The organism is Candidatus Villigracilis proximus (assembly GCF_016717045.1).
Classification (GTDB): domain Bacteria; phylum Chloroflexota; class Anaerolineae; order Anaerolineales; family Villigracilaceae; genus Villigracilis; species Villigracilis proximus.
Map to the genome: position 1 here is coordinate 40,386 of NZ_JADJUO010000021.1, position 22,283 is coordinate 62,668.

Below are 22,283 nucleotides of genomic sequence, written 5' to 3' on the forward strand. Positions count from 1 at the left end.
CACTTCTTCACGCAAATCGTCTGCAATTCATCCTTCCCTCCTCACCCCCATGGAAATCTGCTACCTGCTCGCCTTCCCCGACTCAGACGACGGCACCGCCGCACCGCCCGAACAATTCAAAGGGATGGTTAAAGATGCGCCTTACTTCCAACCGACCGACATTGACCTGGTCACACTCGGCGAGGAAACCATCATAATTGAGGGCTATGCTGTCTCGGCTGTCCGTCAACGGTTCGATGACCGTGTACAAATGATCGAATGTCATTTTGATCTGGTTGACCCGTTTGCAAGCTCTGTTTTGAAAGATCGCACAAAAATACAAAGTGCCTTGCAAACCCGCTACATTCCTGAAAGCATCCGTCAAAGCGGATTATATGAAGAGTACAGCATTCTGCTCGTACAAAACGCAAAACCCACGCCCAATAAGTGGCTCGAAAAAAACGCGGTTGCCCTCGCCACCTTCATCCGCTCACAAAAAGACACCCTGGATACGGCAGAGATCGAAGAAATTCTCATGTCGCGCACGCACTACTCATCGAAGGAAGTAACCGTTGTCGATTGGGAAGGCGCGGTCATCATCGCCCCCAACGCCGATTACCAATCAGATATCGCCCTGCTCAAGATCGGCAACTATCAACTCATCCGCTACCGCATGCTCGATAAATCCATCGAAGACATGCTCGATAGGATCAGCGAAACTTTTTTCCAGAACAAAAAACGTCCACGGCCCACACGCGGCATGATTCGCCAGATCGCCGAACATAAACTCGAAATGATGCTCAGCTTCGAGCGTGCCGAACAAAATATGCTCCTGATCGGCGATTGGTACACAGCCGATCTATATGAAGCCATTCACGACCAGTTCTATTTAAAAGACTGGAAGGAAAACGTAAAAAGCAAACTTGACAGCCTTGAAAGCATCGTTCAAACCATCCGGGATAATTTTTCACTCTCACTCGAAAGCGTCTGGGCGCGGGTCGAAATGTTCGCCTGGATGCTCATGCTCATTGGCTACCTATACCTAACCTTTGTAGATCTCGGTCTGATAACAAGATAGGAGAATCACATGAACATCCTTAATCGCATCACTGATCGTTTTTCAAAAGTTCAACCACTGCCCGCCGGCACATATCACATACAAGCCACGGAAGATGAAAAACCCTATCGACTGCATCTGCGTCTCCGCGCCGATGGATCAGGTCTGCTCATCCTCAACGCCTCCACTGTTCTGCAGCTCAACCCCACCGCCGCCGAATATGCCTTTCACTTCATCAAAGGCACAAATCCCGAAGAAGCCGCGGCACAGGTTTCCAAACGCTATCGCGTGGATCAGAAAATCGCACTGGCGGATTTTTCCAACTTCACCGACCAGATCCACACCCTGATCTCCACGCCCGATCTGGACCCCGCATCTTTTCTTAACTTTGAGCGGGTCCAGCCTCATTCGGCAGATTCCACGCTGCGGCTGGATTGCGCCCTCACCTACCGCCTGCCCGAACACACCAGCGCCGAACACGCCCCTGTCAAAAGAGTGGAGCGTGAACTCAACACCGAAGAATGGCAAACCATCATGGATAAAGCCTGGCAGGCCGGCATTCCGCACATCATCTTCACCGGCGGCGAACCCACCCTGCGCGAAGACCTTCCGCAATTGATCGCCCACGCCGAAAAGAACGGTCAAGTCTGCGGCTTATCACAGACGGCATCAAATTGATCGATAGAGAATTATTTTGAGACCCTATTGCAAACCGGTCTCGATCACATCATGCTTATCCTGCAGTCCAACGAACCTGAATCATGGAAAGCCATAAAAACCATTGCCCCGCAGGATATCTTCCTGACCGTGCATTTCACGCTTACAAAAGAAAATTTAAACGAAGCCCAAAACATCCTGCAAAAAGTGGCTCACCTCGCTGTCGAAAATATATCTCTCAGCGCATCTGACAGTGACCTGCTTGATGAACTGCTTGAATTACAGGAAACCGCAAGCTCCCTGCGCCTCACCATCCGCTGGGATTTGCCAGTGCCCTACTCAGCTTCCAACCCCGTCGCCTACGAAACCCAGGATGACGAAGTCCCATCAGGCGCAGGCAAAACCTGGATGTATCTTGAACCCGATGGCGACGTACTCCCCGCTCAGGGTGAAGCAGATAAAATCATGGGGAATTTCTTAAAAGATGAATGGGAAACGATCGTAAATAAATGAAAAAACTTCCCATTATCGAATCTTATTGGGTTGAAGAAAACCGCTTTCTCGCAGGAGAATACCCCGGCAGTTATCATCCCGAAAGCATGCGTCGCCGCATGGACGCATTTCTTGAAGCGGGCGTCACCGCCTTTATTGACCTCACCCAGCCACACGAACTTGTTCCCTACGAAGGTCTCCTCAAGGAACAGGCGAAAATCCATGAGATCGAAACTTCCTACCATCGCTTTGCCATTCGCGACCACGGCACTCCATCCTCTGAAATGATGACTTCCATTCTCAATACAATAGATGAAACCATCAATAATGGCGGTTGTATCTATATTCACTGCTGGGGCGGTGTGGGGCGCACAGGCACTGTGGTCGGCTGTTACCTTGTGCGGCATGGCAGTACAAACGAGCAGGCGCTGGAAATGGTCAACAAATTATATAAAACCAGACCCGATAATCCTTATCTCTCACGTTCACCTGAAACCGAAGGACAAATTCAATTTATTCTAAACTGGTGGGAAGAGCCTCAAAATAATAAAAAGTTTTGTGAGGGATAAATCCGCTGGAACCTTACAAAATTAGTGTATTTGAAACCCTATTTGTTATATGTTATCCTTGCTGTCAATCCTAAAAGGGGATAAAAAAATGAAACTAAGAGTGAATCAATCCATTTTTATATCTACGGTGCTGATCTTTTTTAGCAGCTTGGCTTGCAATGCGGCTGCGAATTTCAATGCGACTCCCACGCCCACCATCCCCCCGCCAACCAGCACACCCCTGCCGCCCACAGCAACCCTGGTTCCGCCCACGGCTACATCCACACCGGTTGTTGTTTGCAGTGAGGTGCTATCCAATATCTTTGATGTTGTGCGCCCAAATGGAGATGTTGCTGATGAACTGCGCGGAAAACCTGACGGCGAAGATAATAAAAACTTCTATGCACTGACAATTTACCGGGTGAACTATGAAAAGATCGTCCTGGAAAGCAATGAACCCGCGCCTGAAGAACTGGTCAAATTTCAGGAACAACAGGATGTTCATCAGAAAATATGGGATTTTTACACCGCTCTCTTTTCCAAAGAACATAGAACCATGATCGGCAATTTCACCATTATTACAGACGGCAAAAATGAAATTCTTGCTGCGGTGAGACAAACAGACGACAACCCGAATAAATGGATCCTTGAAGTGGATATTGCCGACGTAACCAATTCCAGGGAATTAACCTACACATTGATCCATGAATTCGCGCACCTTTTAACGCTCAATTCAAAACAGGTCACCCCAAGTCATGCCGTATTTGATAACCCCGGCGATCAGCAGGTTTTTGCACATGAAGAATTACGCTGTGACCAATATTTTCTACGAGAGGGTTGTAGTCAAGCCCAATTCCTATATCAACGCCTTTTACAATGAATTTTGGGCGGATATTTACGGCGAATGGGAAGATACCGGTTCCAGTAATATTGAACAACGTTACGACAACCTGAATGCGTTCTATCATAAATATCAGGATAGATTCGTCACAGATTACGCTGTAGTCAACCCCGTCGAAGATATCGCCGAGTCTTTTTCGTTTTTCATCCTCTCCCCGGAGCCAACAGGCGAAACGATTTCCGAAAAGAAAATCTTGTTCTTCTACAAATTCGCCGAGCTTGTGAAGTTGCGTGATGAAATTCGAAAACAAATTTGCTCGCTAAATCCATAAAACAAAATTCTCCATCGTACATTCACCTGTTCTTTCCACAAAGAACACAGCAACGGCAGGGTTTCCTAATTTCTTTGCGCTTTGCGGATTAAGATCGGTGTTTGTATGATAAAGAAAATCAATAAATAGAAGAGGGCACAAACATGAACAGAAAGAAACAACTTACAAGCTTTGTCATCCTGAATATTTTGATCCTTGCCTGTCAGGCAGGAGGATTGATGGCAACTCCAACACCCCCTGCACCAACATCTACAACAACACCCACATCAACTCCAACCATGACCCTCACCCCCACTGCCACAGCGTTTGTGCCAGAGCAGGACAGCCCAACCACATTCAAAGCCGGCGGCTTCGTAATGTCGGCAATTAGCGGGTACGAGAAGGAAATAACTACATATCAGGCATTTCTTAGCAATCCCGATGAAAGCATCACCATTTTGTACAAGCTGACCCGAAACCAAACGGGAAAACCCCATCTCTGTTCTTAAATCCTATATGGGATTTTTCAAAGAAGCGATCAATGATTTTAGTAAGGGTGAAAGCAGGATATTGTCATTGATTCAGCAGAAGGAATCGTTCAGGATTTTTTTGGAACAGTAGATGAAGAACCCCTGCATGGGCGGGTTGTTGTTGTCTTTCCGGAAGATTCCAAGATCCTGACCATCGTAGTGCGAAGTATTGGCGAAGGCAAATGGGAAAGCGAAGGTGAAATTGCCTACACAGCCATAATCGAAAAAATCACCTTTTTCAAACTTGAGATATCAGCCGCATGTCCCATCTCAACCAATCGCGGATATGGGTTCGATAAGAAGCAGCCCGATACAGATCGGCGGAGGCGAATCAAACGGTTCTGATCGCGAAGAGGAATATTTGAGCGCCCTTTTGGGGCCGCATGCCGAAATCGTTGGTTTCTATCGATCTGATTCCATTGAAATTGACGGCGTGATCCTTGATGAATATGTCGTGAGTTATAAAACCATGTACTTCACCATTTATATGGATGTTTACAATTATAATGAACCAAAAATCCCATTTGGTTTCAATTGTTCCACGGCCTCTCCTTTACTACCAGATTAATATCAATGAACTGGCACACGCGCTACCTTCAGCAAGCCGCATGGACTCGCGATCTGAGAAATTATCTTTTTGATCAGGCGGGATTAAAAACCGCGCAGCATGTGCTTGAAGTGGGATGTGGAACCGGAGCGATTCTGTGCGACCTCACCACACCCGCAGCGCGTCACGGCCTGGACATTGAACCTGCCGCGCTTGACGAGTACAGGATCCACGCTTCGGCAGTTTCGCTGACGCGCGGCGACGGGCATCACCTGCCATACCCGGATAAATATTTTGATATTACCTATTGCCATTATCTACTGCTATGGGTGCATGATCCATTGCAGGTTGTGCGTGAAATGGCGCGTGTCAGTCATTGCGTGTTAGCATTGGCCGAACCAGATTACAGTCAACGGGTGGATGAGCCTTTTGCGCTCAAACCACTCGGCAGATGGCAGACAGAATCATTACGCAGACAGGGAGCAAACCCATTCTTTGGGGCAGGGCTGGCAGAGACTTTTTATCAGGCAGGGATCAACCTGATCGAGACTGGACCAATTCAAGGTCAGGTGGTGATGCGTTCTGCCGAAGATTGGGAAAATGAATGGGCGGTGTTGAAATCTGATCTGGAAGGAATCGCTTCAGGTGAGGAAATCCAAAAAATGCAGGTTTTGGATGAAATTGCCCGTAAGAACGGTGAACGCACCCTGCATGTGCCCACCTATTTTGCATGGGGTAAGACTTAAGATACAGTGGACTTCGGAAAAATGGAAGTATAATTTCGTTCAAGTTATGGAGGCACGTTTGGAAACTTTACAACAGGAAGGACAAGCCGAGGAACCGCAAGTTCCTGCTCCTGTTCCTTCGGAAGAAAAAATGAATTGGGGGCGGTTTGCGCTTGATATTATTGAAACTCTTGTATTGGCAGTTATTCTGTTTTTAGGAATCAATGCAGTTTCAGCGCGGGTTCGGGTGGATGGTTTTAGTATGCGCCCCACGCTTGAAGATGGAGAGTTTGTACTGGTTAGCAAATTAAATTATCAATTTGGCGAGGTGGAACGCGGCGATATTATTGTGTTCCATTTCCCGATGGATCCCGAGCAGGAATTGATTAAACGTGTGATCGGTTTACCCGGCGATCATATTCGTGTGGGGGAAGGCGCTGTTTCTGTAAATGGGCAGGTCTTTAAACGAACCCTATATCGCGGCTGCTCCCGCCTATCAGGGTGAATGGGATGTGCCCGAAGGTCATTTGTTTGTGCTGGGTGATAACCGTAATGATTCTTCTGATTCACATTCATGGGGACTTCTGCCTGCCGAGAATGTGGTGGGCAAAGCGGTTGTGATCTACTGGCCGCCGCCTTTTTGGAAAGTGATCAAGCATACGGAATTATTGGCTGTGCAATAAGGATTAATGATGAGTGAAAACGAAAATCTTCCAACAGAACCTTTTCCGTGCAATGAATGTCACGCGGGCATTTTACAAGCGCGCCATGTGACTTACTTTACCTGGCTCGGCAATGAGTTGGTTACCGTGCCGCATTTTCCGGCATGGATCTGTGATGTGTGCGGCAAACGTGAATATGATGAAAAGGCGATCTCCTGGCTTAATATGATTCTGGATCCGAATGCCGGAAAGCCAACAACCAATCGACGACGCACCCGCCTCTTCCCCGCCCTCAAACTGGTGTCTCCCGCCCCATTCTGGACTCTTAGCTGAAAGAGGAAGCTTTCCATGACCCTTGATACTTCTCCGCGTACCTATCGTTTTCTACCTGCCGATATTTTAACATCGGGATATCGTGTGGTCGGCAAGATCATGATTGCAAGCCACGGGGCCATGGGAATGTTAAATGACTCTACGCATTCTGCGATGGAGATCAACGATGCGCGTATGGCACGCCTGCACATGCCGACAAAACTTGTCGATCATTTTGAGCTTGTGCGCATGATGAAAAGACAAGTCCATGCGGTTTGTATGGCGCGCCGCGAAGACCTCGGTCCGCAGGCACTTGTGCGCGGCGGGTATACAAATGTAGTGGAATACCCGGTACGCATTGCAACCAGTATGTTTGAAGTGGAAGGCACCATGGAATTGCCAGGGCGCTTCGATTTCACCTCGATCATGACGGATGGCTCACGCAATTTTCTACCTGTTTTCAATGCCACGCTGACCGCGATCCTTATTCCAGCTTTGCGTGTTGAAAGTGCGGGTATTTTGGTCAACCGTAATCTTGTGGATCTCATGGCTCTGCTTAATCAAAGAGTGAAACCGGAAAATTAGCCGTAACGCGCAGCGCTTTTTGAGAAAATCTGCTGCAAATTCATTTTTTCTTTGCAACCTTAACAGCAAAAATCACTTTGCGAAAGCTGTGAAATTAGTACCTAAATTGCTTGACTGTCACAATGGGGAATGATAGAATTCGCCCGCTCTTAAAAAAGCCCCCATCGTCTAGAGGCCTAGGACGCGGCCCTTTCAAGGCCACGACCGGGGTTCGAATCCCCGTGGGGGCACTCCCCTAAAAGACCTGCTCAAGCAGGTCTTTTTTTATCTTTTGATAAGTAAAAATAGAAAATCGCCTGAATGGCGATTTTCTATTTTTACAAATGACGCTTGAAAAGAGTTACTTTTGAATTTTATGGAAGCGATAGGGGATCAAAAGCAGGAACCCGATGGCAATAATTCCCTGACCGATCAATACCCCTGAAGCTTGCCATGGCCCAAAATAAGGGACATTTGGAAAGGACTGTGAGCCCATTCCAAAAATATCGGCCAGTCCTGCAAAAACGGTAACAACATATCCCGTCCAAACCAGCCTGGAGCCGATATCAGACATGATCGTACGTTCATACCCCCACCACAAGGCATGCAAACTGATGTATCCGCCTAGACAAATTAATGCAAGTCCAAAAAGAAAGACGGCAATTTGCACAAACCCAACAACCGGGCTGCGATCCCAGCCAAACCAGGCCGGTTTCGCTCCAATCGCGAAGATAAATAATCCCAGAAAACCAACTGCAAGCCCTACAAGGATGCGTGGGGTATCTGAGCGGGTTACAGGTTCGGTAAATTGATCTGTATTCATGAGGCAGGCAAATCCCTTTGTAAGCGCGCAAGCCAGTTACCGCCAAGAATGTTTGCGATGTCGGCTTCGGAGTAACCGCGCGTCTGTAACAAGGATACCAGATTTTGCAGATCAGCAACTGTGTCAATTTCCGGCGGAATGGATTGCAAACCAAAGCCACCATCCAAATCTGAGCCGATGCCGGCGTGAAGCGCATCGCCGGCGATCTGGCAAATGTGATCAATATGGTCAGCGACATACCGCAACGGGACTTCCGCTCGATCATTTTTTCCGACCACCCAACCCACTTTGAGGTAGCCATTATAGGGAACGACACCCACCACCCCATCGCGTTCAATAATTCCTTCGATGATGCGGTCTGAGAAGTGACGGTTTGAATTCGAATTTGGCATGAGTGACAGGCAATTACCATGCGTGCCGACAACAGGTCCACGATAAATATCAAGCGCTTCCACTGCGGATTCTTCATCCATGTGGCTGAGATCGAGGTGAAATTATGCTCGGCCATCGCTGATAAAAGTTTACGTCCATCAGCCGTGAGCGGACCGGGTTCATTCCAGCCGCCGCAATAGCGAGTGCCGACCCAGGCCGGGCCGATCAGGCGCACGCCAAGTTCGTACCATTCTTCGAGTTCAGAAAGAGAGCGGATGCACTCAGCGCCTTCCATTAACACAACCATGCCCACGGGATGTCCACTGTCTGGGCTGGGAGATTTCCAATGGTCGAGGATCAGGTTCAGGTCGCGGGAAGATGCGATGAGTCGAAATTTATCAGGCGCAGAATCGGTCATCCGATGATAGGTCATCAATTGTTCACGATAAAGCGCGTGGGCTTCGTCAAATGTTTTATAGACTTGGGATTTGTTTTCGCTGGTGCTCCAACGCGCGGGCGTGGCATAGATCGTTGAAAATATAACTGCAACCTGTCCGCGTTGATAATCGGGCCAGCCGAGAGTGGTGTCTTCGTTGTGTAGAACGGCCTGGCTGCCAACTTCCAGCCGGCGGGTTTCAGCGGCGGAGCGAGTGTAATCGCGTCCGTATTTGTGCATGTTCCAGGCGATATCTGCGTGAGCGTCAACAATTAGCGGCATAGGGATTATTGAAGAGCGCACCTTTCGGTGCGCTCTTGATTATTTTATTCTGATTTGGGTTCTTCGGTTGATGAACTTTCTTCGTCCGGCTGAGTTTCTTCACCCTGCTCACCAAATTCCTGTGTGAGCATTTTGAAATCTTTGTCGGCGAAAGCGGCTGAGTCCACTTTGCGGAGGCTGAGGCCTACGCGATGCTGTTCGCCATCGATGCGGATGACGCGCAGGGTCTTGGTCTCGCCTTCCTTGAGGACTTCCTTCGGATGCTCAACACGGTTCTCACTTAACTCGGAGATGTGGATGAGACCTTCGATATCGCCTTCAAGACGGGCAAAGGCGCCGAACTTGGTCAGGCGGGTAATCACACCTTCCACAAGCTGACCAACGCTGAACTTCTCAACGCGATTCTTCCAGGGATCATCCTGTAAGGCGCGCATGGAAAGGCCGATGCGTTTCTTTTCGCGGTCAATGTTGATGACTTTGACTTTGACTTCCTGCCCGACTTCAAGAATTTCCTTGGGATGTGTGAGACGATCCCATGAAAGCTCGGAAAGGTGGACAAGGCCGTCAGCGCCGTTGATATTGACGAAAGCGCCAAATTCAGCGAGGCTGGTAACGCGGCCGGTATAGATCTTGCCTTCTTCGAGTTCGCCGATAACGCGATCTTTCATGGAGGCGCGGGATTCATTATTCGTGGCGCGTTCGGTAAGGATCAGACGGCGGCGTTCGCGGTCAACTTCGATGATACGAACGGAGATCGGCTGACCAACCATTTTTTGCCAGCGCTGTTCCGGTGTATCACCAGAGGACTGTGCGCGGCGACCGGCACTGATCTGAGAGGATGGCACAAAGCCACGCAGATTACCAACGGCAACGATCAAACCGCCTTTATTAAACCCAATGATCTTTGTGTCCATCACGGTTTCTTCGGTGATCATCTTCTCAACATTTTCCCAGGACATTTCCTCCTGAGCGCGCTTGAATGACAAAACAACATTGCCATTTTGATCCTCAGGGTTGAGAACGAAGACATTAACTTCCTGTCCTACCTTGAGTTCGGCGCGTTCTTCAGCTGTGAGTTGTTCCAACTCACGGCCAGCAACGACGCCTTCAGACTTTGCGCCGATGCTAATGAGAATCTGATTTGAACCAATACTGGCGATCATACCTTTGCGGATCTCACCTACTTGAGGCAGTTCCACACTTAAAGATTCTGATGCAAGCAAAGACTCCATTGTTTGATTGTTGGGTTGTTCTCCCTGGGGATTTGCGGCCCCTTGCCCATTTTGGGCTTCATGTTCATCCATCACTCGTGGCTCCAATTATTGCTGAAATATATAGATTGGATTATACAAGTGAATGATAAACTTGACAACCCTGCTACATCCCATTTCCATTTAACAATAACTCTTTCTTGAATACGAAAACATCCGTTATAATCACAGTTTGGAGTAAACAAATGCCCGCCATTTTCCCATTTACAGCCATCGTTGGACAAGAGCGCATGAAACGCGCACTCATTCTCAATGCCGTTGATACACGTATCGGCGGCGTATTGATTCGCGGTGAACGCGGCACTGCCAAATCCACTGCCGCCCGTTCTTTGGCCGCATTACTGCCGCACGTCAAGATCGTGCAGGATTGCCGCTTCGGATGCGACCCGGATAAATCTGCGACCTGGTGTACTGAATGTAAGGAACGCGCGCACGGAAACAAAGTACTTCCCACCGCCGAACGCGCGACCCCTTTTGTTAACCTTCCTGTTTCCGCCACCGAAGATCGCGTGGTCGGCACACTTGATATTGAAAAAGCCATTCAAAAAGGCGAACGTCATTTTGAACCCGGCGTACTGGCCTCTGCAAATCGCGGATTACTCTACATCGACGAAGTCAACCTGCTCGACGATCATGTGGTGGATATTCTTCTGGACTCTGCTGCCATGGGCGTCAACACAGTCGAACGCGAAGGGATTTCCTTTGCCCACCCGGCGCGCTTCATTCTCGTTGGGACGATGAATCCTGAAGAAGGAGATCTCCGCCCCCAATTGCTGGATCGCTTCGCGCTTTCTGTGGAGATTGTCGGCATCCGTGAGGCCCGTGAACGAGTGACCATCATGGAACGTAATCTTTCCTATGAAAGAGACGCCGATGCCTTCCGCGAGTTGTGGCTTGTCAAAGAACAGGAACTCTCCGAAAAGATCGCCCGTGGACGTGAACTCGTTGACCAAGTCACCCACACCAGCCGCGACCTGCTCTCCATCGCCGCGTTGACCTCATCGCTTAATGTGGATGGTCACCGCGCAGATCTGGTGATTCTCAAAGCCGCGCGTGCTGAAGCCGCTTTCGAAGGCCGCACTAAGATCAACGATCACGATATCGCGCTCGCCGCAGAATTGGCATTACCTCACCGTATTAAACGCACGCCTTTCCAACAAGCCGAGATGACCGCCGAACAGTTGCAGGAACGCATTGAGCAGCTCGCAGGTCAATCGGTGCCTGATGATTCTGAAAACGAATCCGAAAGCAAGCAGGACGGCGAAGGCGAGGAAAAAAAAACTTAAAACTCGAAGATGAGCAGCAGGAAGGTCCGCAGCAGGGAAATCCCGAACCCTTGCAACAGCAAGAAGTTTTCGCAAGTTCCAATGCGAACTGGTGGGATGGCGGACAAAAAGTAAAAGCAGGCGAGACCTTCCAGCCGCGCAAGCTCAACACCCCGCTCGATAAATTAACCCGTCAAAAGGCTGGCCGCCGTTCGCTCACCAAAACAGATCGAAAACACGGCCGCTACATTAAGTCCCGTCCAGCAGGCGATAATCTGACCGACATCGCTTTTGACGCCACCATCCGCGCTGCTGCGCCTTTCCAAAACCAACGCACAGAAGAACGCAAGAAATTAGCCTTCTCAATCAAGAGAAGTGACTTGATGCGCAAAGTGCGCGTGAAGCGTGTGGCGAATCTTGTTTTATTTCTCGTGGATGCTTCATGGTCGATGGCGGTTGCTGAGCGTATGAATGCAACGAAAGGCGCAATCCTCTCGCTGTTGACAGACGCCTATCAACGCCGCGACCGTGTGGGATTGATCGTCTTCCAGAAAGACCGCGCCACGCTAGTACTCTCCCCCACTAACTCAGTTCAACTCGCACAACGCGCCTTGATGGATATTCCCGTCGGCGGAAAGACTCCGCTTTCGGCAGGCTTGTTCATGGCGCACGATGTACTGACGCATGAGAAACATATTCATCCTGATATAGAGCCACTGCTCATCGTGTTAACTGACGGCGCAGGCAATGTATCCATTGGGACAATGCCCCCGCAGGAAGAAGGTTTCAAATTTGCAGAAATGATCGCCAACGAAAAGACGCGTTCCATCGTCATCAACATGGAACACGCAGCCTTCGATCAAGGCCTTGCGCAACAACTCGCCGATCATCTCGAAGCGCCGTGTTATTCACTCAGTGATTTGAAAGCAGAGAGTTTATATAATACGGTTGTTGGTGAAATGTCGAAGCCGGCGAAGAAGTGAGTGGTTAGTGAGAAGTGATGAGTAATAAGTAAAAAGGATTCTAGACTCTTGCGAGTTTGGAGTCCTTTTTTGTTTAACTTAGATCAAGCCTCAGACTTCGGAAGTCTGCATTCAGGCATCACAACCTTCAAGAACTTAAAAAGACTTCCGAAGTCTTTTATTACTGAACCTATGAATCAAACCCCAGCCCGAGTGCGTCCAAAATCTTTAGCCATAAATTTCTTTTGCCGCCGTTATCGTCGGCGCGATTCAGTGACCATCTTGTGAAATTAACAATCGGCGAGCGGAATGGTTCGGGCGGAAACGGGAACGGTTTTGATTTCACCATTTGTAATTCGGTGCGTTCGGTCTTTTTATTATCGAGCAGGTCCAACATCACTTGTGCGCCGAAGCGTGATGCGCCAACACCGAGGCCGGTATAGCCGAGCGCATACGCAACTTTGCCATGATAGGCTTTGCCCCAAAAGGCAGTATAACGTGAACAGGTATCAATGACTCCGCCCCAGGCATGCGTGAAGCGCAGCCCCGTCAGCTGGGGAAATGTTTGGAAGAAGTGGCCGGCCAAACGTTCGAATGATGCGGGGCAATTCTCCAGATGCGGCGCCACTTCATTATTCCGATAATATATGGCGTCGTATCCGCCCCATAGAATCCGTCCATCCGCTGTGGTGCGATAGTAGTGGAATTGATTACCGTAATCGCCGAGGCCTTCGCGCCCATGCCAGCCAATTGCGGCGCGCTGTTCTTTGGAAAGCGGCTCGGTCATTAAGACGTAATCATAAACCGGCACAACATAGAACGAGAGACGTTTTAGCAAAGGCGGAAAGGCGTTCGTAGCCAGTGCCACTTTTTTTGATTCGACTTGACCACGCGGAGTTTTGACAATCACCCGCTGCGCGTCACGCGTCTCTTCCATACCTGTAGCCTGCGTGCCCTCAAACAGGCAGACTCCCAGCTCAAGGCATGCTCTTCTTAAGCCCCAGACCAACTGCGCAGGGTTGACCATTGCCACAAAAGGATCATGAATCGCGGCCAGATAAGTGGGAGACTTAACCCGCGCACGGATCTGTTCCTGATCAAGAAATTGAATATGTTCGCCATATTGCGCGGATTCCTCTGCTTCTTCGCGCAGATCTTCAATTTGATATTCTTCGTTAGCGACGTTGATCTCGCCCGAACGAATGAAGTCGCAATCAATATTAAATTCTTTGATCGTGGCTTCAATGCAGTCCAGATTTTTATGCCCCAACTCAATAAGTTTCTTAAGTTCCTTCGGCCAGCGGTTCAAACCATTTTGAAAGGAATGTGTCAGCGACGATGCGACAAATCCCCCATTCCGTCCACTGGCGCCGATGCCCGTTTCGCCGGCTTCGAGCACAACCACATCACGCGCCGGGTCGGCTTGTTTCGCGAGCAACGCGGCCCACAGGCCTGTAAATCCGGCGCCGATCACAACCAGGTCAGCGCGGATATTTTCGGTCAATGCGGGAGCCGGCTCAGGCTTGTTCGGGTCATCCAACCAGAACGGCGTGAGCTTCACATCCGCAAGAGATTTGAGGGTCTCGGGGTGCGGAGTGTTTGAGAAAATCATGGGGTCTCCAGGTTTCGCGGCCTATGCCGCACTCTGGCAGCACAGGTTCATAGAATTTTTTGCAGACCTAGTGTAATGGCGAAGGCGGGAACGAGTCAAATCCATTCTTCCGAATAAGGCAAAGAAAACAATTGTACATCTCATAAAAATACGAGTTTTTTACCATTGACATATTAGAACAAACGTTCTATACTCGCGTAAATTACTCGACAAGGAGGTCGAAATGGCAAATTATCGTAATCCTCTTATAGATGGCTTGAAAACCCTCTGGTATAAACTCACTCATGACAAAAAATTTAATCGCGGCGCCACCTGGGGCATGATGATCATCGGCGCGCTGCTGGCCTTTGAAGTATTCAACTTTAGCACCACCCAGTTTGCCTTACACGATATGCTTGGCGATCTAAAATTTGCAGGAATGCGCTGGGCCACCATCCTCGCCATCGCCTTCTGTGGCATTGACTTCGCCGGCATCGCCCGCATCTTCACCCCTGAACAAGGCCGTGACGAACCCGCAGAAGTATATTACCTCTTCGGTGCGTGGCTTTTGGCAGCTGGTTTCAATGCCACCCTTACCTGGTGGGGTGTTTCAGTCGCAATTTCAAACAATGCAAACCTGCAATCCAGCGCCGTAATGAGCGCCGCAACCCTTACAAAAGTTGTACCAATTTTTATTGCGGCCATGGTTTGGCTTGTACGCCTGCTCATCATCGGCACTTTTTCACTGGCGGGCGATCGTCTCTTCACTACCGCCGCACAGCACCCAACTCAATATAAATCACAATATCAACAACCTCAGCAATCACAACAAACTCAACGACCCTACAGCGCGCCACAGCCTCAGCACTCATATAATGCGCCTCAACCGCGCACATCCACACCGAGCTATCAAACTCAAGCGGAACGCCCGGTCAACCAACCTGTAAATCAACCGGTTCTGCGCCCAGCTTCGCAAATCCCCCGCCCTGTAAATAAGATCAATACATCCAATGCGGGCACATTCAGACCTGCACCGAAGCCTGTTACCACCACTTCACAACAAAGTTCATTTATTCCACCTGAGCCTACTTATCACCCCGTTTCTTATAACGCACGCAGTTCAGAAGGCAGTGACCGTCATTTTGATGCGTAGTTTTCCAACAATTTAATAAAAATCATTCGAGCCGGGTCCTATAACAGTGACCCAGAATGGAGAAAATTAATACATGCCCCGCGCTCGCCCTGAAAAAGAATATTGGCAAACAGCCGCGACCCCGCAAGACCAAGGGAGCGGCTGTTTGTCTGGTTTTACGGTTGTACCGCTGACGGTAATCTTTATCAGCGTTTTACTTGCTTCACTCGCATGGAAGTCAAACCCGATCCCAACCAATCCTATTGCGGATTTGCCACCCGCCGCCTCAACCAGCATCTCCCCCATCTTTAGAATTGAAGTCCGTCATTGGGCTGACTCTATCTCAAAGTGGGCGGCCGCTTCACAACTGGACCCGAATCTGGTTGCCACCATTATGCAGATCGAATCCTGTGGAGATCCCCGCGCAAGATCAAGTGCCGGCGCCATGGGATTATTTCAAGTCATGCCGTTTCATTTTTACGCAGTCGATGATCCCTACAACCCAGATACCAACGCCGCCCGTGGACTCGCCTACCTCGCCAAGTCACTTGAAACCGGCGGCGGAAACGCACTGCTCGCCATGGCCGGCTACAACGGCGGCATCGGGCTTATTGGCCGCGCCGAATGGAACTGGCCTGCACAAACAAAAAGATATGTGCAATACGGAGTCCCCATCTACGAAGATGCCCGCAGTGGACAGACTTCCAGCGCAGCACTTGATGAATGGTATAAAAATTACGGGGTTAGTTTATGTCAACAGGCGCATCAACGATTAGGCCTACCATAAAGGGCGACCTGCTAAAAGCGGGTCGCCCTTTTAAAAGGACAGGGACAAGCCGTGTCCTTACTTGATGATGGATAACCAGATCACAAACGTTGTACCTTTCCCCTCTTTTGACTCAACCTTGATCTGTCCGCCGTGATGCTCTACGATCCAGTGTGCAATGGAAAGGCCGAGGCCAAATCCGCTGGTGGTGGAACGCGTGCGGGATTTCTCGGCACGATAGAAACGATCAAAGATATGCGGCAAATCTTCGGCCGGGATTCCCGGCCCGGTATCGCGGATAATAATTCGCGCCTGTTCACCAATTTTTGACATACTCAGAAAAACATCCCCGCCCTGTGGTGTATATTGAATCGCATTCGCAACCAGATTTAACAACACCTGCTTCAAACGATCACGATCACCATTCACCATTACCTGATCGATCTCATTCAGATGCACATGCACTTTACTGCCAGCCAACACGCACATCTCGGTAAAGACTTCAGTTAATAAAAGATCCAATTCAACCGGCTTTAAGACAAGAGTCAACTTGCCTGATTCGGCTTGAGCCAGCATCAACAATCCGCCAACGAGACGAGTGAGCCTGCCAGCTTCTTCATCAATACTGCCCAAAGATTCTTCGTCTGCTGCTTTCATGCGGCGAATCAAATCTACATTGCCTTTAATAACCGTCAACGGCGTGCGCAGTTCGTGGCTGACATCCGCAAGAAATCTTTGCTGTGACGTGAAAAGTGACTCCAAACGTTCCAGTGTTTGATTGAATGAAACGACAAGATCGCCCATTTCATCTTCAGTTTGTTCCTGATAGGGAATGCGCCGCGAAAGATCGTCGGCACGATTTATCTGGTCTACAGTTTCAGTGATGGCTTCCAGGTGAGAAAGCGCACGTCCCAGAATCACCCATGACCCCAGCCCGGCCAGTAACACCGCCACAACCGCGATTAACAACATAATCGAAAGCAGATTCGTGCGGGTTGCATCCACCACACTTAAACTTGCACCCACTTGTAAAGTTCCTATTATGCGCGCGCCAACAACAAGCGGCACGCTCAACACGCGCAGATGGGCTCCGTCAAGATAGGAATCTTCATAGATGGGCGAACCAACTTTCAGTCCGATCGGATCGAGGGATTTCGTCAATGTGCCAATGCTGGGAGAAGTCGCGATCAGTTTTTCATCCGGACCCCAAACTTGAACATAGGCGTTCGATGTCATATCCAATGGCGGCAGGCTGATCAAACTTAACTCCCCCATGGAGTTAACCTTGGTTACCTGCGTAATATCACGCACAACAACCGCGAGCATGGTATCCACCTGGTTAAGCAAAATCACATTAACAAGAATATACACAGCTGCGCCAAAGATAAGCAGAATGCCCCCCATGAACGTTGAATACAATAGGGTAAAGCGCAGGCGTAAGGACATGAGCAAAGTGTAATACGAAAAGTTTAAGATAACCTGAGAATAAAAAAGCGGCAGTAGAAACTGCCGCTTGCTTGTTACGGATTTTCGCGCATGACGTACCCCACACCGCGCACGGTATGGATCAAGCGGATCTCGCCCTCGCCTTCCAATTTCTGACGCAGATAACGAATGTACACTTCAAGCACGTTGCTCTCGCCGCCGAAATCATACCCCCACACGCGATCAAAAATTACTTCACGCGTCAACACTTGTTTCGGGTGGCGCAAAAACAACTCAAGTAATTCGTATTCCTTTGCAGTCAACGAAACCAGACGAGTGCCGCGTGATGCCTGACGAGAACTTGTATCAAGGGAAAGATCTGCAAATTTTAAGACCGGCACGCGCTCGGGCTGCGTACGACGAAGCAGCGCACGCACACGCGCCAGCAATTCATCCAGATTAAATGGCTTCACCATATAATCATCGGCGCCGGCATCCAAACCTTGAATGCGATCCTGCACCGTATCTTTTGCAGTCAACATCAAGATCGGAATCGAACCGCCCGTTCGTAAGCGGTGGCATACTTCCAAGCCATCCATGCCCGGCAGCATCCAATCTAAAACAACCAGATCGGGAGTATGGTCACGCGCGGCAATTAACCCCATACGGCCATCAAGCGCAGTATCCACGGTGTAGCCTTCATAAGCCAGACCGCGTTGCAATAACTTAAGAATTGCCTGATCATCTTCAATAATTAGGATTCGCTCATTCATAGCAATATCTCCTGCTTAAAATATACCATAAAGTATGGAGACTTCGGGAAGTCTGGTTATAATACATGCATGGCTTTTAGCAAACGCATCTTCGATCTTATCCTCGCGCTCCTCGCGCTTGTGATCCTTTCGCCTGTTCTTCTTGCCACTGCGATCCTCGTGCGCATCTTTATTGGGACTCCCATCCTCTTCAAACAACAGCGCCCCGGCTACAAGGGACGTCCCTTCCATATATATAAATTCCGCACGATGACGAACCGCATCACCCTTAACGGAGGCCTGCTCCCGGACGCCGAACGGCTCACACGCTTTGGGCGTTTTCTCCGCTCCCTCTCGCTCGATGAGTTGCCCGAACTCTTCAACATTCTGCGCGGCGAAATGAGCTTCGTTGGACCTCGCCCGCTGTTGATGGAATATCTTCCGCTGTATTCAGCAGAGCAGGCGCGCCGTCATGATGTGATGCCCGGGTTGACGGGCTGGGCGCAAGTCCACGGGCGGAATGCCATGACCTGGGACGATAAATTTAAGCACGATGTCTGGTATGTCGATCACTGGTCTTTCCTGCTCGATATCAAGATCATTCTGATGACAGCCGGAAAAGTAGTCACACGCGAAGGCGTGACCCAGGAAGGGCAGGCTACCACCGAATACTTTACAGGAAATAAAAAAAAATTTCATTTCTTGACACTCCTCATGGGGTGTAGAATAATTTCGCAATTACATTAAGACCAGCGCGAAGACAAGTAATCATGCCCCTGTTCAGAGAGTCGTCGGGTAGTGCGAGACGATCAGCCAAATGATGAAATCCCCTTCGCCCGTGTTATTCTCGCAGAGACTTAAGTCATAAGAGAATCGGGCTGCGCCCGTTATCGTGCAAGCCAAGATGCCCCCTCCCAACCTCCCCCATTTTTTCAAAATGGAGGAGGTGCTCCAAACGAGCGCTGGGGCGTGAAAGCAGGTGGCACCACGAGACGCCCCCTCGTCCTGCGAATGGACCGGGGGCGTATTCTATTAAATGCACTCGGAGGTGCAATATGTTGGATATCAATCTTATTCGTGAAAGCCCTGATATTGTCCGTAAGGCGTTGAAAGACCGCCAGATGGATGAATCCCCTGTGGATGCAATTCTACAGTTGGATGAAAAACGCCGCGGCCTGCTTGGTCAGGTGGAAGTGCTCAAAGCGGAGCGTAACACGGTCTCAAAGGAGATCGGGCAAATGAAAGAGGCAGCAGCCCGACAGTCGAAGATCGATGCGATGCGTGTGGTCGGAGATAAGATCGCAGAGTTCGATAAACTGGTCGCTGAAGTCGAATCCGAATTAAACGCATTAACCGCATCCATGCCAAATATTCCCGATGCGCGTGTTCCGTACGGAAAAGACGACAGCGAGAATGTGGTGATTAAGACCGTGGGCGAACCGCGCAAATTTGATTTCACCCCGAAGCCTCACTGGGACCTTGGCCCTGCGCTTGGTATTCTCGATTTTGAACGCGGCACAAAATTAACCGGCTCACGCTTTTATGTCTTGCAAGCCGCTGGCGCACGATTACAGCGCGCCTTGATCGCGTGGATGCTCGACCTGCATATCCGACAGGGATATCAGGAAGAATATTTACCGTTCATGGTGAAGACTGCGGTGGTGTATGGCGCGGGTCAATTGCCGAAATTTGCAGATAACTTATACAAAGATCACGAAGAAGATTATTATTTCGTACCGACTGCCGAAGTCCCGTTGACAGGTTTGCACATGGACGAGATTCTCGATGAAGCCGCGCTGCCAAAACTGTACACGGCCTACACGCCATGCTTCCGCCGCGAAAAGATGAGCGCGGGACGTGATGTGCGCGGCATCAAACGCGGACATCAATTCGATAAAGTTGAAATGTACACCTATTGCAAGCCAGAGGAATCAGAAGCCCAGCACGAGAAGATGGTCCGCGATGCAGAAGAGACTTGCGAACTGCTCGGCATTCCCTACCGTGTGAAGCGCTTATGCAGCGGCGATCTCGGTTTCGGCGCAGCGATCACTTACGACCTTGAATTGTGGGCGCCCGGCTGTGACGAATGGCTCGAAGTTTCATCGATCTCCAATGTGACCGATTTTCAGGCACGCCGTGCAAATATCAAATATCGTCCAGCGGATGGCGGCAAGGCAAAATTGTTACATACATTAAACGGCTCAGGGCTGGGACTTCCACGCACCTTGATCGCAGTCATGGAAAATTATCAGCAGGCCGATGGCTCGATCATTGTGCCCGAAGTTTTGCGCCCGTGGATGGGCGGAATTGACGTAATCAAATAGAGCATTCACCGTAGAAAACTTCGGAAGTCTTTTAAGATGCGACTTCCGAAGTTTATACCCGTATATGGAGTACTATGGCTGACTTTGAATTCTGGTTACAGGTAATGATCGAAACGCTGACCCTCTTTGTCCTGCTTGCAGGTTTGTTGGGATTGCTGATCCCCATCTTCCCGGGCCTGACGATCATGTGGTTGAGCACATTGTTTTATGCAATTGTGCAGGCCGCTCAAGGCAATATGACCTGGGTGGATTGGCTGCTCTTTGTGCTGATCACGCTCTTGATGATCGGCGGCAATATTATAGATAACATCATCATTGCCAAACATGTGCGCGATAAAAATGTGCCGTGGAGTTCGATCATCTGGGCCTTTGCGGCTGGTATTATTCTCAGCCTGTTCTTTACTCCCATTGCGGGTATGATCGCCTCACCTGTCGGATTGTATCTGGCGGAATGGTACAGATTGAAAGACAAGCCGCAAGCCTTCGCCAATACCAAGGCATGGATGACCGGTTGGGGTTGGTCACTCGCCGCAAGGTTTGGCATCGGCCTTGTGATGATCCTCTTTTGGGGATTGTGGGCCTGGTTGTAAGATATGAAAAACAAAAAGACCTGACATTCATCGTGTCAGGTCTTTTTATTTTCGATGCTGTAATTAAAAATTTACGGGTTTCTTCAACATCTCTGTCAGCAATTTCACTGAATTCTTTAGATCGTTGTAATCCACCATCTCAGAAGCCGAGTGGACATATCTCACCGGAATGGACAGCGCACCCGTCATGACACCGGCGCGTGTGATCTGGATCTCACGCGCATCCGTGCTGCCGACCAAAAGCACTTCACGTTGATATGGAAGTTTCGCCTTCTCTGCGGTTTGGATCATCCAATCCACCACACGCGGATCAGAGATCATGCCCACATCGCGGAATTTTACACACGGTCCCTTGCCGAGTTCCATAACCATCTTTAAGGAACTGGGAGTATCGCCAGTGGGAGTCACATCCACGGCGATGCCAATATCAGGATTAACACCAAAGGCGGCTGTCCCTGCGCCGCGTGTGCCAACTTCTTCCTGTGTGGTGAATACAAAATACAGATCATTGGGCGTGGATTTGATCGCCCGTAATGTTTCAATTAAGACGATCACGCCGGAACGGTCATCGAGGGATTTGGCAACGATGCGCTCCCCCATTTCAATATAGGAACGATCAAAGGCGGCTACATCGCCAACCTTCACTGGACAATTCTCTTTGCTGGTTGCGCCCACATCAATATACATCTTATTGATCGGGATCGTGTTATCCACCTGTTCGAGGCGGTCATACCCAACCACACCTGTCACCCCATTCAAAAAGCGGACTCGCGCCCCAAGCGTGTAACGGCCAAACGTCCCTCCGATATTGGTGAAACGTGCAAAGCCTTTTTTATCAATATGACTGACGATCACGCCGATCTCGTCCATGTGAGCGGCGAGCATGATCTTCTTCGGATTTTTTGCACCAGCCGCCGGCTTCTTGCGGACGATCAAATTCCCAAGCACATCCACGCTCATTTCATCAGCAAGTGATTTCACTTCTTTCATAATCACTTTACGGACGGCATCTTCATAACCCGAGGGGGCAAAAGTTTCTGTGAGTGTTTTCAATAATTGTTTCATTGT

The 22,283-nt window shown here is 49.6% G+C and carries 27 protein-coding genes, 1 tRNA gene and 1 pseudogene; 21 read left to right on the forward strand and 8 right to left on the reverse strand.

The annotated features are described in order from the left end of the window. Positions 1–49 precede the first annotated feature (49 nt). The 14 genes from IPL71_RS19995 to IPL71_RS20060 all read left to right on the forward strand — a co-directional run bounded on the left by IPL71_RS19995 (position 50) and on the right by IPL71_RS20060 (position 7,475). Positions 50–1,057 carry a hypothetical protein gene (locus IPL71_RS19995; protein ID WP_345324679.1) on the forward strand — a complete coding sequence of 336 codons (1,008 nt, stop codon included), beginning with the start codon at positions 50–52 and terminating at the stop codon, positions 1,055–1,057. Between the two features lie 9 nt (positions 1,058–1,066). Continuing rightward, positions 1,067–1,714, forward strand: a complete 648-nt coding sequence (locus IPL71_RS20000) for a hypothetical protein (protein ID WP_345324680.1) — start codon at positions 1,067–1,069, stop codon at positions 1,712–1,714. A 27-nt stretch (positions 1,715–1,741) separates the two neighbouring features. Continuing rightward, on the forward strand, positions 1,742–2,206 hold the full coding sequence (locus IPL71_RS20005) for a hypothetical protein (protein WP_345324682.1): 465 nt from the start codon (positions 1,742–1,744) through the stop codon (positions 2,204–2,206). Then, entirely contained in the window at positions 2,203–2,754 is a 552-nt protein-coding gene (locus IPL71_RS20010; RefSeq protein WP_345324684.1) for a protein-tyrosine phosphatase family protein, read from the forward strand. The genes IPL71_RS20005 and IPL71_RS20010 overlap by 4 nt, the downstream gene beginning before the upstream one ends. An 88-nt stretch (positions 2,755–2,842) precedes the next feature. After that, a complete protein-coding gene (locus IPL71_RS20015) occupies positions 2,843–3,613 on the forward strand; it encodes a hypothetical protein (RefSeq protein WP_345324686.1) in 771 nt (256 codons plus the stop codon). Next, entirely contained in the window at positions 3,546–3,905 is a 360-nt protein-coding gene (locus IPL71_RS20020) for a hypothetical protein (RefSeq protein WP_345324687.1), read from the forward strand. The genes IPL71_RS20015 and IPL71_RS20020 overlap by 68 nt, the downstream gene beginning before the upstream one ends. 143 nt (positions 3,906–4,048) lie before the next feature. Continuing rightward, positions 4,049–4,393, forward strand: coding sequence for a hypothetical protein (locus IPL71_RS20025; RefSeq protein ID WP_345324688.1), 345 nt, complete (start codon positions 4,049–4,051; stop codon positions 4,391–4,393). Between the two features lie 307 nt (positions 4,394–4,700). After that, on the forward strand, positions 4,701–4,982 hold the full coding sequence (locus IPL71_RS20030; protein WP_345324690.1) for a hypothetical protein: 282 nt from the start codon (positions 4,701–4,703) through the stop codon (positions 4,980–4,982). A 5-nt stretch (positions 4,983–4,987) separates the two neighbouring features. Beyond that, entirely contained in the window at positions 4,988–5,707 is a 720-nt protein-coding gene (locus tag IPL71_RS20035) for a class I SAM-dependent methyltransferase (protein ID WP_345324692.1), read from the forward strand. A 58-nt stretch (positions 5,708–5,765) separates the two neighbouring features. Next, complete coding sequence (gene lepB, locus IPL71_RS20040; protein WP_345324694.1) at positions 5,766–6,191, forward strand: signal peptidase I; 426 nt, start codon at positions 5,766–5,768, stop codon at positions 6,189–6,191. Further along, positions 6,136–6,369: a signal peptidase I gene (gene lepB / locus IPL71_RS20045; protein WP_345324696.1), complete on the forward strand. Its 234-nt coding sequence runs from the start codon at positions 6,136–6,138 to the stop codon at positions 6,367–6,369. The genes lepB (IPL71_RS20040) and lepB (IPL71_RS20045) overlap by 56 nt, the downstream gene beginning before the upstream one ends. Before the next feature lie 9 nt (positions 6,370–6,378). Continuing rightward, positions 6,379–6,681 (forward strand): YgiT-type zinc finger protein, encoded by a 303-nt coding sequence (locus IPL71_RS20050; RefSeq protein WP_345324698.1) that lies wholly within the window; start codon positions 6,379–6,381, stop codon positions 6,679–6,681. Positions 6,682–6,696: 15 nt separating this feature from the next. Then, on the forward strand, positions 6,697–7,245 hold the full coding sequence (locus tag IPL71_RS20055; RefSeq protein ID WP_345324700.1) for a hypothetical protein: 549 nt from the start codon (positions 6,697–6,699) through the stop codon (positions 7,243–7,245). 157 nt (positions 7,246–7,402) lie between these two features. After that, positions 7,403–7,475: transfer RNA gene (locus IPL71_RS20060), tRNA-Glu, on the forward strand. A gap of 110 nt (positions 7,476–7,585) precedes the next feature. Here IPL71_RS20060 and IPL71_RS20065 read toward each other — a convergent pair. The 4 genes and pseudogenes from IPL71_RS20065 to IPL71_RS20075 all read right to left on the reverse strand — a co-directional run bounded on the left by IPL71_RS20065 (position 7,586) and on the right by IPL71_RS20075 (position 10,441). Continuing rightward, a complete protein-coding gene (locus IPL71_RS20065) occupies positions 7,586–8,047 on the reverse strand; it encodes a hypothetical protein (RefSeq protein ID WP_345324702.1) in 462 nt (153 codons plus the stop codon). Beyond that, on the reverse strand, positions 8,044–8,520 hold the full coding sequence (locus IPL71_RS20070) for a membrane dipeptidase (RefSeq protein WP_514130824.1): 477 nt from the start codon (positions 8,518–8,520) through the stop codon (positions 8,044–8,046). Before IPL71_RS20070 ends, IPL71_RS20065 begins: the two co-directional genes overlap by 4 nt. A gap of 50 nt (positions 8,521–8,570) precedes the next feature. Beyond that, positions 8,571–9,137 (reverse strand): annotated as a pseudogene (locus IPL71_RS26165) (membrane dipeptidase); the annotation flags it as partial. Between the two features lie 44 nt (positions 9,138–9,181). After that, positions 9,182–10,441, reverse strand: a complete 1,260-nt coding sequence (locus IPL71_RS20075) for a 30S ribosomal protein S1 (RefSeq protein WP_345324704.1) — start codon at positions 10,439–10,441, stop codon at positions 9,182–9,184. Positions 10,442–10,593: 152 nt separating this feature from the next. On the opposite strand from IPL71_RS20075, the gene IPL71_RS20080 reads away from it, so the two are divergent. Together IPL71_RS20080 and IPL71_RS20085 are read left to right on the forward strand one after the other, a co-directional pair. Continuing rightward, positions 10,594–11,694, forward strand: coding sequence for a magnesium chelatase ATPase subunit I (locus IPL71_RS20080; RefSeq protein WP_345324706.1), 1,101 nt, complete (start codon positions 10,594–10,596; stop codon positions 11,692–11,694). A gap of 50 nt (positions 11,695–11,744) precedes the next feature. After that, positions 11,745–12,656: a vWA domain-containing protein gene (locus IPL71_RS20085; RefSeq protein WP_345324708.1), complete on the forward strand. Its 912-nt coding sequence runs from the start codon at positions 11,745–11,747 to the stop codon at positions 12,654–12,656. A gap of 169 nt (positions 12,657–12,825) precedes the next feature. On the opposite strand, the gene IPL71_RS20090 is transcribed toward IPL71_RS20085, so the two are convergent. Further along, positions 12,826–14,247, reverse strand: coding sequence for an NAD(P)/FAD-dependent oxidoreductase (locus tag IPL71_RS20090; RefSeq protein ID WP_345324709.1), 1,422 nt, complete (start codon positions 14,245–14,247; stop codon positions 12,826–12,828). A 223-nt stretch (positions 14,248–14,470) separates the two neighbouring features. On the opposite strand from IPL71_RS20090, the gene IPL71_RS20095 reads away from it, so the two are divergent. Together IPL71_RS20095 and IPL71_RS20100 are read left to right on the forward strand one after the other, a co-directional pair. After that, positions 14,471–15,379 (forward strand): hypothetical protein, encoded by a 909-nt coding sequence (locus tag IPL71_RS20095; RefSeq protein ID WP_345324711.1) that lies wholly within the window; start codon positions 14,471–14,473, stop codon positions 15,377–15,379. A 73-nt stretch (positions 15,380–15,452) separates the two neighbouring features. Beyond that, the gene (locus IPL71_RS20100) at positions 15,453–16,145 is read left to right on the forward strand and encodes a lytic transglycosylase domain-containing protein (protein WP_345324713.1); all 693 of its coding nucleotides are present in this window, start codon (positions 15,453–15,455) and stop codon (positions 16,143–16,145) included. Between the two features lie 57 nt (positions 16,146–16,202). Here the strand turns inward: IPL71_RS20100 and IPL71_RS20105 are convergent, their stop codons facing one another. Further along, the gene (locus tag IPL71_RS20105; protein WP_345324715.1) at positions 16,203–17,528 is read right to left on the reverse strand and encodes a sensor histidine kinase; all 1,326 of its coding nucleotides are present in this window, start codon (positions 17,526–17,528) and stop codon (positions 16,203–16,205) included. 116 nt (positions 17,529–17,644) lie between these two features. Beyond that, complete coding sequence (locus tag IPL71_RS20110) at positions 17,645–18,322, reverse strand: response regulator transcription factor (RefSeq protein ID WP_345324717.1); 678 nt, start codon at positions 18,320–18,322, stop codon at positions 17,645–17,647. Positions 18,323–18,391: 69 nt separating this feature from the next. Between IPL71_RS20110 and IPL71_RS20115 the strand changes: the two genes are divergently transcribed. The 3 genes from IPL71_RS20115 to IPL71_RS20125 all read left to right on the forward strand — a co-directional run bounded on the left by IPL71_RS20115 (position 18,392) and on the right by IPL71_RS20125 (position 21,215). Further along, positions 18,392–19,048: a sugar transferase gene (locus IPL71_RS20115; RefSeq protein WP_345324719.1), complete on the forward strand. Its 657-nt coding sequence runs from the start codon at positions 18,392–18,394 to the stop codon at positions 19,046–19,048. 308 nt (positions 19,049–19,356) lie between these two features. Beyond that, entirely contained in the window at positions 19,357–20,625 is a 1,269-nt protein-coding gene (gene serS / locus IPL71_RS20120; RefSeq protein ID WP_345324720.1) for a serine--tRNA ligase, read from the forward strand. A 74-nt stretch (positions 20,626–20,699) separates the two neighbouring features. Further along, positions 20,700–21,215, forward strand: coding sequence for a DUF456 family protein (locus IPL71_RS20125; protein ID WP_345324722.1), 516 nt, complete (start codon positions 20,700–20,702; stop codon positions 21,213–21,215). Positions 21,216–21,278: 63 nt separating this feature from the next. Here the strand turns inward: IPL71_RS20125 and IPL71_RS20130 are convergent, their stop codons facing one another. Next, complete coding sequence (locus IPL71_RS20130) at positions 21,279–22,280, reverse strand: M42 family metallopeptidase (protein WP_345324724.1); 1,002 nt, start codon at positions 22,278–22,280, stop codon at positions 21,279–21,281. Positions 22,281–22,283: the final 3 nt, after the last annotated feature.

What these genes read in the sequence shown, in the direction of transcription:
- IPL71_RS19995 (WP_345324679.1), top strand. Translation starts at nt 50, where the DNA reads ATGGAAATCTGCTACCTGCTCGCCTTCCCCGACTCAGACGACGGCACC.
- IPL71_RS20000 (WP_345324680.1), top strand. Translation starts at nt 1,067, where the DNA reads ATGAACATCCTTAATCGCATCACTGATCGTTTTTCAAAAGTTCAACCA.
- IPL71_RS20010 (WP_345324684.1), top strand. Translation starts at nt 2,203, where the DNA reads ATGAAAAAACTTCCCATTATCGAATCTTATTGGGTTGAAGAAAACCGC.
- IPL71_RS20015 (WP_345324686.1), top strand. Translation starts at nt 2,843, where the DNA reads ATGAAACTAAGAGTGAATCAATCCATTTTTATATCTACGGTGCTGATC.
- IPL71_RS20025 (WP_345324688.1), top strand. Translation starts at nt 4,049, where the DNA reads ATGAACAGAAAGAAACAACTTACAAGCTTTGTCATCCTGAATATTTTG.
- IPL71_RS20030 (WP_345324690.1), top strand. Translation starts at nt 4,701, where the DNA reads ATGGGTTCGATAAGAAGCAGCCCGATACAGATCGGCGGAGGCGAATCA.
- IPL71_RS20035 (WP_345324692.1), top strand. Translation starts at nt 4,988, where the DNA reads ATGAACTGGCACACGCGCTACCTTCAGCAAGCCGCATGGACTCGCGAT.
- lepB (WP_345324696.1), top strand. Translation starts at nt 6,136, where the DNA reads ATGGGCAGGTCTTTAAACGAACCCTATATCGCGGCTGCTCCCGCCTAT.
- IPL71_RS20050 (WP_345324698.1), top strand. Translation starts at nt 6,379, where the DNA reads ATGAGTGAAAACGAAAATCTTCCAACAGAACCTTTTCCGTGCAATGAA.
- IPL71_RS20055 (WP_345324700.1), top strand. Translation starts at nt 6,697, where the DNA reads ATGACCCTTGATACTTCTCCGCGTACCTATCGTTTTCTACCTGCCGAT.
- IPL71_RS20065 (WP_345324702.1), bottom strand. Translation starts at nt 8,047, where the DNA reads ATGAATACAGATCAATTTACCGAACCTGTAACCCGCTCAGATACCCCA.
- IPL71_RS20070 (WP_514130824.1), bottom strand. Translation starts at nt 8,520, where the DNA reads ATGGATGAAGAATCCGCAGTGGAAGCGCTTGATATTTATCGTGGACCT.
- IPL71_RS20075 (WP_345324704.1), bottom strand. Translation starts at nt 10,441, where the DNA reads ATGGATGAACATGAAGCCCAAAATGGGCAAGGGGCCGCAAATCCCCAG.
- IPL71_RS20080 (WP_345324706.1), top strand. Translation starts at nt 10,594, where the DNA reads ATGCCCGCCATTTTCCCATTTACAGCCATCGTTGGACAAGAGCGCATG.
- IPL71_RS20090 (WP_345324709.1), bottom strand. Translation starts at nt 14,247, where the DNA reads ATGATTTTCTCAAACACTCCGCACCCCGAGACCCTCAAATCTCTTGCG.
- IPL71_RS20095 (WP_345324711.1), top strand. Translation starts at nt 14,471, where the DNA reads ATGGCAAATTATCGTAATCCTCTTATAGATGGCTTGAAAACCCTCTGG.
- IPL71_RS20100 (WP_345324713.1), top strand. Translation starts at nt 15,453, where the DNA reads ATGCCCCGCGCTCGCCCTGAAAAAGAATATTGGCAAACAGCCGCGACC.
- IPL71_RS20105 (WP_345324715.1), bottom strand. Translation starts at nt 17,528, where the DNA reads ATGGGGGGCATTCTGCTTATCTTTGGCGCAGCTGTGTATATTCTTGTT.
- IPL71_RS20110 (WP_345324717.1), bottom strand. Translation starts at nt 18,322, where the DNA reads ATGAATGAGCGAATCCTAATTATTGAAGATGATCAGGCAATTCTTAAG.
- IPL71_RS20115 (WP_345324719.1), top strand. Translation starts at nt 18,392, where the DNA reads ATGGCTTTTAGCAAACGCATCTTCGATCTTATCCTCGCGCTCCTCGCG.
- serS (WP_345324720.1), top strand. Translation starts at nt 19,357, where the DNA reads ATGTTGGATATCAATCTTATTCGTGAAAGCCCTGATATTGTCCGTAAG.
- IPL71_RS20125 (WP_345324722.1), top strand. Translation starts at nt 20,700, where the DNA reads ATGGCTGACTTTGAATTCTGGTTACAGGTAATGATCGAAACGCTGACC.
- IPL71_RS20130 (WP_345324724.1), bottom strand. Translation starts at nt 22,280, where the DNA reads ATGAAACAATTATTGAAAACACTCACAGAAACTTTTGCCCCCTCGGGT.